We start from the raw sequence: 12,290 nt of genomic DNA on the forward strand, positions 1-12,290 counted from the left end.
GTCCACGAGCCTGCAGCGTTTGACGTTGACGTTGACGTTGACGGCCAGCGGCCGTCACTACCGGGTTATGCGCGCGACAGCGCCAGCAGGCGCTCGGCGATCTTCTCCAGCGGCAGCTGCTCTTCGGCCGCGCCGAGCTTGAACGCGGCGCCCGGCATGCCCCATACAACTGACGTGGCTTCATCCTGCACCAGCGTCGGGGCGCCTGCCTGGCGCAACTGCAGCAGTCCGCGTGCGCCGTCATCCCCCATGCCGGTCAGGATCACCCCGATTGCGTTGGCGCCGGCGCTCTGCGCCACCGACTGGAACAGCACGTCCACCGCCGGCTTGTGCCGGTTCACCGGCGGGCCGTCGTCGATCCGGCAGCGCCAGCGCGCACCATCGCGGATCACCCGCAGGTGCTTGCCGCCCGGCGGCAGGTAGGCATGACCCGGCAGTACTGCTTCGCCATCGCTGGCCTCGCGCACGGCCATCGCCGAATGCCGGTCCAGGCGCTCGGCGAAGGCCGTGCTGAAGGTCGCCGGCAGGTGCTGGGTGATCACCACGGCGGGGGCGTCGGCGGGAAGGCCTTCCAGTACCACGCGCAGCGCTTCGGTGCCGCCGGCCGAAGCGCCGATGGCGATCAGGCGGTCGGTGGTGCGGAACTGCGAGGGCCGTGGCGCGGTCGCTGCGCCGGGCGATGCCAGCGTGACCTTGGGCGCCACGGGCGCGCGTACCAGCGCACGCACGCGCGAGCGGGCGGCGGTCTTCACCTTCTCGATGATTTCATCGGCATAGCCCTGCAGGCCGCGGGTCACATCCAGTTTCGGCTTGGACACGAAATCCACCGCGCCCAGTGCCAGCGCCTGCAGGGTGGTGTCCGCGCCGCGCTCGGTCAGCGATGAGATCATCACCACCGGCAGCGGATGCAGGCGCATCAGGTTCTCCAGGAAGGCCAGGCCATCCATGCGCGGCATTTCCACGTCCAGCGTGATCACGTCCGGTGCCAGCCGCTTGATCTTCTCGCGGGCCAGCAGCGGGTCGGCGGCGGTGCCGACCACTTCGATGCCCGGATCGCTGGCGAGGATCTCGCTGAGGATCTGCCGGACCACGGCCGAATCGTCCACGATCAGTACGCGACACGGTTGTTCCAGGCTCATTCGAACAGCTCCACGCCGCCGGTGACCGGCGCTTTGGACAGGCGGGCACGCACGGCCGATTCGGCCGCGGCCACTTCGGCTTCGTGCGCATGCGGCAGGCGGTTGACCACCACGCGGCCGCTGTCGGCGAAGAACCAGATCTTGCGCGGATGGATCCCGCACAGGTCTTCGGCGACGATGGGAATGTGCTCGGCCTGCAGGTACTGGCGTACGAATTCGGCGTTGCGCGTACCCACCGGGTTGCTGGTGAAGCCCTTCAGCACGTTGGCGCCGCCGAACACCTTGGCTTCCAGGCGCTTGCGGTTGGCGCCGCGCTTGAGCAGATCGTTGATCAGCAGTTCCATCGCGTAGCTGCCATAGCGTGCAGGTGCACCATCGCCGACGTTGCCCTCCGGCAGCAGGAAGTGGTTCATCCCGCCGATGCGCAGCACCGGATCGCGCAGGCAGGCGGCCACGCAGGAACCGAGGATGGTGGTCAGCGCGGTGTCATCGTCCACCACCAGGTACTGGGTGGGCAGCAGCTTGGCCGCAGTGACCTTGAAGCGGCTGTCGTAGTAGCGCATGACGTCGTCTTCGCGCAGGGCGGCACTCATGTCGGTGCTCCCGGTGCGCGCCGGTAGAGCGTGCGGCCACAGGGCTGGATCAGGTCGGCGGCATGCAGGTAGTTCTCGGAGTGCCCGGTGTAGAGCATGCCGTCGTCGGCCAGGTGGCGGACCAGCCGGCCGAGGATGTCGCGCTGGGTCGGCTTGTCGAAGTAGATCATCACGTTGCGGCAGAACAGGGCAGTGAACGGGCCGCCGATGTCGAAGCGCGGTGCGAGCAGGTTGAGCGGACGGTAGTCGATCAGTTCACGCAGCGCAGGCACCACCCGGCACTGGCCGTCATTGGGGCCGGTGCCGCGCTGGAAATAGCGACGTTTCAGATCCGTCTCCAACGAGGCCACGCGCTCCAGCGCATAGACGCCGCGTGCAGCGGTGGCCAGCACCTGCGTATCCACGTCGGTGGCTACGATCCGTACCGGCGGCTTGAGCGTGCCGAAGGCTTCGCAGGCGGTGATCGCGATGGAGTAGGGTTCCTCGCCGGTGGACGCCGCGCATGACCACAGCAGCAGCGGATTGGCGCTGGTGGCGGTGGCGGCCCGTGCCTGCAGTTCCTCGCGCAGCTTGTCGAAATGGTGCGGTTCGCGGAAGAACGCGGTGAGGTTGGTGGTCAGCGCATTGGTGAACGCCTGCCATTCGTCGTCGCCGCCGTTCTCCAGGTGGTCCAGGTACTGCTGGAAGCTGCGCATGCCCAGCACACGCAGGCGCCGCGACAGGCGGCCATACACCATGTCCCGCTTGGCCGGCGCCAGGGCGATGCCGGCACGTTGGTGGATGAGTTCGCAGACGCGGCGGAAATCGCGGTCGGCGAAGTCGAATTCGCGGTTGTCGGTGCGGACGATCGGGGAGGCAGGCAGGGTCACAAGGGGTGTCCAGTGCGGGAACGAAGGCGCGGGGAGCTACCCGCGCCGCTGCGGATCAGAATTCCTGCCAGTTGCCGTCGTCCGGCGTCTGCAGCACGCGCGGGGTGGGGGCTGGACGCGCGGCGGTGCGTGCCGGGGCGCGCGCCGGGCCCACGGGCGCGACCGCGGGGCGTTCAATGCGGGCAGCGACCGCGCGTACCGCGGCATCCACCTGGTTGTCCAGGCGGAAGATCGCCACGGCATCGGCAAGCTGGGTCGCCTGTTCTTCCATCGCGCGTGCGGCGGCGGTGGCTTCTTCCACCAAGGCCGCGTTCTGCTGGGTGGTTTCGTCCATCTGCACCACGGTCTGGTTGACCTGTTCGATGCCGGCGGACTGTTCCTGCGACGCCGCGGAAATCTCGGCCATGATGTCGGTCACGCGCTGCACCGAGGCGACGATCTCGCCCATGGTGGCGCCGGCCTGGTGCACCAGCGCGGAGCCATCGGACACCTTGCTGACCGACTCGTCGATCAGGCTCTTGATCTCCTTGGCCGCTGCTGCCGAACGCTGCGCCAGCGTGCGCACTTCGCTGGCGACCACGGCGAAACCGCGGCCCTGTTCGCCGGCACGCGCCGCTTCCACTGCGGCATTCAGTGCCAGGATGTTGGTCTGGAAGGCGATGCCGTCGATCACCGAGATGATGTCGGCGATCTTCTTCGAGGAGGCTTCGATCGAGGTCATGGTGGTGACCACCTGGCCGACCACCTGGCCGCCCTGCGAGGCGACGCCGGCCGCGCCGATCGCCAGCTGGTTGGCCTGGCGCGCGTGCTCGGCGTTCTGGCGCACGGTGGAGGTCAGTTCCTCCATCGATGCCGCGGTCTCTTCCAGGTTGGCGGCCTGCTGTTCGGTGCGGCGCGACAGGTCATTGTTGCCGCTGGCGATCTCACCGGCGGCCAGGGTGATGCTGCTGGTCGCGCCCTGGATCTGGCCGACGATCCGGGTCAGCTGGATGACCGTTGCGTTGGCATCATCGCGCATGCGGGCGAACACGCCCTGGAATTCACCGTGCATGCGTGCGGTCAGGTTGCCTTCGGCGATGGCCGAAAGCAGCGCCGACAGCTTGCCGAGGTTGTCATCGCTGACCGTCATCATCGCGTTGAGGTTTTCCACCATCGCGCGGAAATCGTGTTCGAACGCGGCGGCGTCGCCGCGCTGGCTGAAGTCGCCGGCCGCGGCCGCGGCGGCGAGCCGCTTGATCTCGGCGTTGATGCGGCCCAGGTTGGCCTTCACCGCATCGACGGTGGTGGTGATGGCCGCCTTGTCGCCCGGGTAGCGGGCGATGTCGGCGCGCAGATCGCCGATGGCGTACTGCTGCACTACGGCCAGCACGTCATGCAGGGTCTGCACGTGGCTGCCAACCAGCAGGTTGGTGTCACGCACCATCTGGCCGTACTCGCCCGGTACGCTGCCGGCGTCGATGCGGTAGGCCAGCTCGCCGGCTTCGTGGCGGCGCGCCATTTCGCGCTGTCCGCCGATCACCGCGTGCAACTGGTCCTGCATGCGGCCCATGCTGTGCAGCAGGCGGCCGGGTTCGTCGTGCGGCTGTTCGCCGATGGCGTTGTCCAGCTTGCCGGCGGCGATGCCTTCGGCGACCAGGGTAGCCTTGCGCAGCGGGGTGGCGATGCGGCTGCCGATCACCCAGCTCAACGCCAGTACCACCAGCACCACGATGCCGCCGGTAAGCGCCATGATCACGGTGAACGCCCACGCCTGGGCCTGCACGTCGTCCATGTACACGCCGCTGGTCACCACCCACTGCCACGGCGCGAACATGTGCGCGTAGGTGACCTTGTCGATCGGCTCTTCGGCACCGGGCTTGTTGGTCTGGTAGTAGGTGAAGCCACCGCCGATGCGCGCCATGCCCACCTGCAGGTAGTACAGCGGCACGCCGTCGACGGAGGTGTAGTCCTTCTGCACGCTGCCCACGCGCTCGGGCTTGAACGGGTGCATCAGCATCACGTAGTTCGTGTCCAGCACGTTGTAGTAATAGGCGTTGTCCTGCGCCCGCATGGCGTCGAGCGCCTGGATCGCGGCGGCCTTTGCGGCCGCTTCGGTCAGTTCGCCGCTGGCGGCCAGTTTCTGGTAGTGGCTGAGCACGCCTTCGGCCAGTTCCACCTGCACCGCCAGCGATTCCTTGCGGGTTTCGGTCAGGTCCAGGTACTGCATGCGCGCGGCGACGATGGACAGTGCGATGACGCCGATGGCGATCAGCACGGTAAGCAGGTTGAGCTTGCGGCGAACCGGGAGGTTGTCGAAGTAGCGGTGCCAGCGTTGCTTGAGCGTCATGGAGCGGGACCAGAACAGGGAAAAGGGGGCGCGGATCTGCCGCGTCATCCGTGTTATCGGCCGCGATGGCGGACAATTGAGCGGTGTAGAAGCGTGACGACCAACGGGCGGGACCCCCGTGGGGGGCGGGGGGCGCAAGGCGGGCCGCGGCCGGGCCTACCCGGCGGGGCAAAAAAATGCCGGGCACGAGGCCCGGCCTTGTCCGAAGACGCAGTCGGATCAGAACTCCTGCCAGTCTCCATCGGCCAGCTCGGTTGCCGGCTGGCGGCTGGCCGGGCGGCGCGGGGCGGAGACGGCGGCAGCCGGTGCAGCCGCACGCGCACGCGCCGGTGCCGGGGTGTCGTGCTGCAGCTCGACCTCGTCCAGGGTGAACACCGACACCGCCTCGCTGAGGTGGCCGGCCTGTTCTTCCATGGCGCGCGCGGCGGCGGTGGCTTCTTCCACCAGTGCGGCATTCTGCTGGGTGGTTTCGTCCATCTGCACGACGGTCTGGTTGACCTGTTCAATGCCGGCGGACTGCTCCTGCGAAGCCGCGGAGATCTCGGCCATGATGTCGGTCACGCGCTGCACCGAGGCGACGATCTCGCCCATGGTGGCGCCGGCCTTGTGCACCAGCGCCGAACCATCGGCGACCTTGCCGACCGAGTCGTCGATCAGGCCCTTGATCTCCTTGGCCGCCGCGGCCGAACGCTGTGCCAGCGTGCGCACCTCGCTGGCGACCACCGCGAAACCGCGGCCCTGTTCACCGGCACGTGCGGCTTCCACGGCGGCATTCAGCGCCAGGATGTTGGTCTGGAAGGCGATGCCGTCGATCACCGAGATGATCTCGGCGATCTTCTTCGACGAGGTCTGGATGGCCGACATGGTGGTGACCACCTGGCCGACCACCTCGCCACCCTGCGAGGCCACGCCGGCCGCGCCGATCGCCAGCTGGTTGGCCTGGCGGGCATGCTCGGCGTTCTGGCGCACGGTGGAGGTCAGTTCCTCCATCGATGCAGCGGTTTCTTCCAGGTTGGCGGCCTGCTGTTCGGTACGGCGCGACAGGTCACTGTTGCCGCTGGCGATTTCACCGGCAGCCGAATTGATCGCGCGGCTGGAATGCTTGATGCGGGTGACGATGCCGCTCAGCTGCTCGGCGGTCGCGTTGGCGTCGTCACGCATCTGCGCGAACACGCCCTGGTAATCGCCGTGCATGCGCGCGGTCAGGTCGCCGCGCGACAGCGCGTTGAGCAGCTGCGAGATCTGCTCGATGCTCGATGCGTTGGCATCCAGCAGGCCGTTGATCTGGTTGGCCAGCTGCAGGAAGAAGCCGTCCTTGCCTTCGCTGTCCACACGGTCGGTGAGGTCGCCGGCGGCGGCGCGGGCGATGACTCGGGCCACTTCGGCTTCAACGGCGGCTTCCGGGGTGCGGTCGCGCCATTCGGTCACATGGCCGACCGTTTCGCCTGCTTCGTTGCGGATGGTGGAGATGACCTGGGCGAACTGGGCCTGGCCGTACTGCACTTCGCGGCGGGCCACGCCGTTGCGCTCCAGGTCGGACAGAACGGCCGCATCGGCCTTGCCGCCCACTTCCAGTTCGGCGACCGGGCGGCCGACCAGCGGCGCTTCGACGTCGAACTCCGGCAGGTCCTTGCGCAGTTCGGCGGCGTGCTCGACCAGCGACTGCGCCAGCGCACGGTTGGCGTAGACGATCTGCTGGTTGGCATCGCTGAGGAACACGCCGGTGGAGCTGTAGTCCAGCGCGGTGCGGATGCGCAGGTTCTCGCTGGCCACGGCCTGGTCGCGTTCGATGCGTTCGCGCAGATCGCGCTGCATGCGCTGCATGGCCTGCATCAGGTCGCCCACTTCATCCGAGCGCGAGGTGTCGATGTGACCGTCCAGCTTACCGCTGGCCACTTCGTTGGCGACGGTCACCGCGCCGCGCACGCTGCCGACCAGGGCACGGGCAAACAGCCACACCAGCACGAAGCCGAGCGCGGCGCCGCCGAGCAGGGCGATGATGATCAGCGTGGCCGAGGTGGCATAGGTGGATTCTGCCTGCTCGCGCGCCGCGCGGGCCAGGCGGTTGTCTTCGGCGATCAGTGTTTCCAGCGCGGTGGCCGAAGCACGGTGCTTGGTACGCGTTTCACCGACGAAGGTATCGATGGCATCGTCCGGCAGCTGCAGTTCCAGCATTTCGCTGACCGAATCGTACGAGGCGAGCGCGCCGTTCCATTCCTTCACGAAGGCATCGAACAGGGCTTTCTGTTGCACGTTGTCGACCAGTGCCGGGTAGGCCTTGATCGAGGCGTCCATCTGCTTGCGCAGGTCGGCGGCCCGGGTGCGGGCTTCTGCCTTGACGTCGTCGCTGGCGCGGATCAACTGCTGGTAGGACGAATTGCGGTACTCGCCGAGAATGCCGCGCATCTCGCCGGCCATGCGGATGCTCTCCATCCGCTTGCCGGCCAGGTCGGTGGTCACGTTGTTGAGCGAGTGCAGGCCACGGTAGGCCACGATGCCCTGAAGCAGCATCACCAGCAGCAGCACCCCGAAGGTGAGCAGCAGCTTGGGCATCAGTTTGAGGTTGTTGATCCAGGGCATGGGCGTTGCACTCTCCAAAGGCGGACGCGTCCGGGCCACCATGGCCCGGGTGCAGCAGCCACGCCGGCCGTGCCGGCGTGGCGGGACAGGCCGGTCTTACTTGATGTCGGCCAGCTTCAGGCCAGCCGGCGAGCTGACTTCGATTTCAGCGCGCGAGGCGTCGCGCTCGATCCTGCCGATCACGCACACGGTCTTGCCTTCCAGCGATTCCAGCGGGAAGCTGAACTTGCCGCGGTTGGCGCCGGCGATGCGGGCCGAGAAGGTGTGGCGCGGGAAGGCGCCGCCCATGTACAGGAAGGTCGGCGACCCTTCCGAGCCTTCGGCGAAGCGGGCCTTTTCGACCTTGCCGCAGACCATGCCTTCCTTGCCGACCTGGCGCGGGGCCATCTCCGGCGGAATCATGGCCGACTGGGCGGAAGCGGTCAGGGCGGTGGCAGCCAGCAGGGTGGCCGATGCAAGTGCGAACAGGGACTTCATCTACAGGTACTCCAGTAATGGGGATGGGGATCGGGTGGCCGGCCTGGTGCGTTCCGTCGCGGGCGGTCCTTGAATCCCCTATCGGCCGTTGCAGACGGAACTGAAGGATTTTGTTCCGCTCCGTTGCAATCAGGCAGCGGCTTCTTCGGCCGCGGCCGGCTGGCCCATGTCGGCACTGTCGAGCAGGGTTTCGATGTCCAGCAGGATCAGCATGCGGTCGTCCTGGGTGCCGATGCCGGAAATGAAGCGGGTATCCACGGCCGCACCGAACTCCGGCGTCGGGCGGATCTGCTCGGCGGCCAGCGGGATCACGTCGGAGACGCTGTCCACCACGATGCCGACCACGCGGTCTTCCACGTTCAGCACGATCATCACGGTGAAGGCGTCGTAGCGCGCGTTCTCCAGGCGCAGCTTCAGGCGCAGGTCGATGACCGGCACGATGGTGCCGCGCAGGTTGATCACGCCCTTGATGTAGTCCGGTGCATCCGGCACGCGGGTGACCGCATCGTAGCCGCGGATCTCCTGCACCTTGAGGATGTCCACGCCGTAGTGCTCGTCGCCGAGGGTGAAGCTGAGGAACTCGCCGCCGGTATCGGCGTGGGCCTGGTTCTTGTCGTTCATCGAGGGTGTCCTGGGTGCCGTGATTCGCGGTCTCAGGCTCGATATCGGCGGATCCGGGCGGGACTTTAGCAAAAGCGCGCGCGAGCAAGCTCGCGCCTACGACAAAGCGGCCCGCGCGGGCACGCCGCTACAGTTCACCGTTCTTGCGGGCACTGCGCTGGCGGTCGATGCGGAAGATGTAGCGCTGGATGGCGCTGTCGCCACCGCGCGGCAGGCGCTCGAAACGCAGGCCCACGCGGGTGACTTCGCTGCCGTTGGGCAGCTTCTGCGGACGCTCGTTGCAGGCGATCAGGCTGACCTGCAGGTCCGGGCCGTCGGGCAGCGACAGTTCGGCTTCATAACGTTGCTGCAGGCCGAACACCGGGTAGTCCGCAGGCAGGGTGACCGCCAGTCCGCCGCCGCTGATGTCCACCACGCGCATCGCCAGCCGTTCCGGGCGTCCGTCCACCGCTGGCAGTACCAGCTGCGGGGAGTCGGTGATCGGGGTCTCCAGCCGGTACATCTCCCGCCGCTGCAGGTGCACCATCTCGTCCGGCAGGGTGGTCCGGAACGCGACGTGGCGGCCGTTGTCCAGGCGCTCGACATGATCCACGCGGAAACGCACCAGCACCCGGTCGAGCTGGGCAAAGCACAGCAGGTGGCCGGCCGCCTCGGCGGCACGGTTGGAGGCCTCCTGCGGGCTGCCATCAAGCAGCAGCTGGTGCTGGTCCTCGTCCAGTTCCAGCACGGCGGTGGGGAAGCTCTGGTCGCGCCCACCAATGTGGGCGTTGATCAGCGACCGCTGTTCGATCAACTGCCTGAGCAACTGGCGGATCTGCAGCGGATTTCGCACCAGGAAGCGTTCATCGGCGCTGTCGTCGTGCGCGGTGGGGGGCTGATCCTGTGCTGCATCGTGGCTGCCTGCGGACATCGGTTCTGCGTTCGAGTGCGGGAAGAACCGTGACGTAGGACACGGTGGCCTTCCAGCATATCGGCAGTGGTGCCATTTCCTGAACCCCATGACGCCGCCATGTTGCGAGGCGGAGTCAGAGCATGCAGCGGTAGCGCCGAGCCATGCTCGGCGAGCGCAGCGGCGGGGGTTGACGGCCAGCGGCCGCCACTACCCGGCGGGCGCGTTACCCGGCCAGCTCCCGCAGCCGCCGCAGCACGGCGGTTTCGCTGCCATCGTCGTGCAGGCGGAAGCGCGCCACGGCCTCGGCAAGCCCTGCTGCCTGGGATCCCATGGCATGGGTGGCCTCGGTCGATGCTTCGACCAGGGCCGCGTTCTGGCGGGTGTTGGCGTCCATCTGGGTGATGCTCTGGCTGACCTGTTCGATGCCCGCGCTCTGCTCCTGCGAAGCCGCAGCGATCTCGGCCATGATCTGGTTGACCTGCTGCACCGACTGCACGATCTCGCGCATGGTCGAGCCGGCGCGCTGCACCAGCACCGAGCCGTGCGCCACCTTCTCCACCGAGTCGTCGATGAGGCCCTTGATCTGTTTGGCCGCTTCGGCCGAACGCTGGGCCAGCACGCGCACTTCGGAGGCCACCACCGCGAAGCCACGACCCTGCTCGCCGGCACGGGCGGCTTCCACGGCGGCGTTCAGGGCCAGGATGTTGGTCTGGAAGGAAATGCCGTCGATCACCGAAATGATCTCTGCGATCCGGCGCGAGGCGTGTTCGATGTCACTCATGGTGGTGACCACGCTGCCGACCACCTCGCCCCCGGATGCCGCCACCTCGGCCGCGCCGCTGGCCACGCGGTTGGCAGTGCGGGCATGTTCGGCGTTCTGCCGCACGGTGGCGGTCAGTTCTTCCATGGTGGCGGCGGTTTCTTCCAGGCTCGCCGCCTGCTGTTCGGTCCGGCTGGCAAGGTGCCCGTTGCCCTGTGCAAGCCCGGCGGCGGTGCCATTGATGTGCGTGGACGCGTCCTGGATGTTGCCGACGATGCGCGTCAGCTGGGCGATGGTGGCGTTGGCATCGTCGCGGATGCGGCCGAAAACGCCGTGGAAATCGCCTTCCATGCGTGCCGTGAGATCGCCCTGCGAGAGCGCCGACAACAGGGCCGAGATCTGGTCCAGGCTGCTGGCGTTGGCATCCATCAGGCCATTGAGGTGCTGGGCGAGCTGCAGCAGGAATCCCTCCTTGCCTTCGCAGGCGACACGGCCACTGAAGTCGCCGTTGGCGGCAGCCTGCACGATGCGTTCAAGCTCGGCTTCCACCTCCGCTTCGAGCGTACGGTCGGCCCACTCCACCACGAAGCCCTGGCGCTCACCCTGGTTGCTGACGATGGGGTTGACGATCAGGCGCAGCAGCCGGCCGCCGACGCGGATGTGTGCACGGTAGGTCGTGGTCAGGGTGTCCAGCAAGCTGGCCTGGTGGGCCGGGTTGCGGTGGAAGATGTCGATGTTGCGGCCGATCAGGTCGTTTGCATCGAACTGGGGCAGGTCGCGGCGCAGGTCCGGTTCGGCAGCGGCCAGCATCTGCTGCAGGGGACGGTTGACGAATACGATGTTGCGCTCGCGGTCGGCGATCATCACGTTGGTGGTGACATCGTCCAGCGCCGTGCGGATGCGCAGCGTGTCCGCCAACGCGGCCTGTTCGTGCTCGCGCCGCTGCAGCAGCTGGGTACTGGTCTGCACCAGGGTGCGGGCCAGCGACTCGGCCGGGAACTGTTCGGCATGGATGCCGGCCGGCAACGGCTGGTCGGCGGCCACGCCGCGCGCCAATGCGGCCAGCTGCCGGGGATCATGTCCGAGCAGCAGCAGCTGGCGGCGCATCTGTACGGCCATGACCGAAAGCAGCGCGGTTTCCACCACCACGTAGCTGGCGTGCAGGGCGAGGATGCCGATGCCGCTGCCGGCACTGAACACCGGGTAGGGCAGGCCGCGCTGCTGCAGCCAGAAGAACAGCACGTGATGCACGGCGATCGCCGCGGCGGCCACCACCAGCGGCAGCCAGTCGCGGTAGTACAGCAGCAGCGCGATCAGCACGATCACGGTGAAATGGGTTTCCAGCAGGCCGCCGGTCTGGTGGATGAGGGTGGCGGCCTGCACCATCCAGGCCAGCGCGACGGTGCAGCGCGACAGTCGCGTGCCGGGCAGCAGATGGACCTGCGCGGCGACCACCAGCAGGGTGGGCAGGCTGAGGGCGAGGAACGGGGTCCAGGCACCGGCGCGCAGCGCAAGCCCCATCGACACCAGTGCCAGCAGCGCGCTGACGCCCAGGAACAGGCGATCGGCTTCCGCCGTCAGGGCCTGCAGAAAAGGAAGTTTTTCGTGACCTGCGAACGAATCAACAGTGCGTGGCGTGGCGGACATGCACAATGCTCCTTCTGGCATGAACAGCGGCGTGGTGATTCAACGGCGATCGCTGGGGGCGACGCACAGGCGAGCGGGAGAATCGGCGTTCTGGTACCACAGCGCCGGTGCTGCCCAGCCCATCCAAAGGCCGAGCAGCAACAGGCCGGCCAGCGCGCGGGGGAAGCGCTGTCGGGATACGACGACGTCGGCGGAAGCGTCCATCGGCAGACCGGGCGATGTGGTGAGAGCAGTAACGGCCCTCCCCGGACGAACTTGACGGGCGCGTGATGGGAGTGTGACGGCGCGCACGGATTGTCCCGGAATCAGGCGGCGTGGCTTCGCGCTGGGCAGGGCGGGGCTGGGCTGGGCTGGGCGGGGAGGCCGCAGGTGCAAAGCGGTAGCGC

At 67.7% G+C, this 12,290-nt stretch carries 10 protein-coding genes; all 10 read right to left on the minus strand.

The genetic code is table 11. The features are described from left to right. Positions 1 to 65: 65 nt before the first annotated feature. Positions 66 to 1,139 (minus strand): protein-glutamate methylesterase/protein-glutamine glutaminase, encoded by a 1,074-nt coding sequence (locus ABE522_RS14535; RefSeq protein WP_346592300.1) that lies wholly within the window; start codon positions 1,137 to 1,139, stop codon positions 66 to 68. Next, complete coding sequence (cheD, locus tag ABE522_RS14540) at positions 1,136 to 1,732, minus strand: chemoreceptor glutamine deamidase CheD (protein ID WP_346592301.1); 597 nt, start codon at positions 1,730 to 1,732, stop codon at positions 1,136 to 1,138. Before cheD ends, ABE522_RS14535 begins: the two co-directional genes overlap by 4 nt. Next, on the minus strand, positions 1,729 to 2,601 hold the full coding sequence (locus ABE522_RS14545) for a CheR family methyltransferase (RefSeq protein WP_346592302.1): 873 nt from the start codon (positions 2,599 to 2,601) through the stop codon (positions 1,729 to 1,731). The genes cheD and ABE522_RS14545 overlap by 4 nt, the downstream gene beginning before the upstream one ends. Positions 2,602 to 2,656: 55 nt before the next feature. Then, positions 2,657 to 4,927, minus strand: coding sequence for a methyl-accepting chemotaxis protein (locus ABE522_RS14550; RefSeq protein ID WP_346592303.1), 2,271 nt, complete (start codon positions 4,925 to 4,927; stop codon positions 2,657 to 2,659). A 219-nt stretch (positions 4,928 to 5,146) separates the two neighbouring features. Beyond that, positions 5,147 to 7,507 (minus strand): methyl-accepting chemotaxis protein, encoded by a 2,361-nt coding sequence (locus ABE522_RS14555; protein ID WP_346592304.1) that lies wholly within the window; start codon positions 7,505 to 7,507, stop codon positions 5,147 to 5,149. A gap of 96 nt (positions 7,508 to 7,603) precedes the next feature. After that, positions 7,604 to 7,984, minus strand: a complete 381-nt coding sequence (locus ABE522_RS14560) for a hypothetical protein (protein ID WP_346592305.1) — start codon at positions 7,982 to 7,984, stop codon at positions 7,604 to 7,606. A gap of 129 nt (positions 7,985 to 8,113) precedes the next feature. Continuing rightward, positions 8,114 to 8,605: a chemotaxis protein CheW gene (locus tag ABE522_RS14565; RefSeq protein WP_346592306.1), complete on the minus strand. Its 492-nt coding sequence runs from the start codon at positions 8,603 to 8,605 to the stop codon at positions 8,114 to 8,116. A 127-nt stretch (positions 8,606 to 8,732) separates the two neighbouring features. Next, positions 8,733 to 9,515 (minus strand): flagellar brake protein, encoded by a 783-nt coding sequence (locus tag ABE522_RS14570; protein ID WP_346592307.1) that lies wholly within the window; start codon positions 9,513 to 9,515, stop codon positions 8,733 to 8,735. A gap of 205 nt (positions 9,516 to 9,720) precedes the next feature. Continuing rightward, a complete protein-coding gene (locus ABE522_RS14575) occupies positions 9,721 to 11,904 on the minus strand; it encodes a methyl-accepting chemotaxis protein (protein WP_346592308.1) in 2,184 nt (727 codons plus the stop codon). A 39-nt stretch (positions 11,905 to 11,943) separates the two neighbouring features. Beyond that, positions 11,944 to 12,108 (minus strand): hypothetical protein, encoded by a 165-nt coding sequence (locus ABE522_RS14580; protein WP_346592309.1) that lies wholly within the window; start codon positions 12,106 to 12,108, stop codon positions 11,944 to 11,946. Positions 12,109 to 12,290 lie beyond the last annotated feature (182 nt).

The organism is Stenotrophomonas lacuserhaii (assembly GCF_039674585.1).
Taxonomy (GTDB): Bacteria; Pseudomonadota; Gammaproteobacteria; order Xanthomonadales; family Xanthomonadaceae; genus Stenotrophomonas; species Stenotrophomonas pennii_A.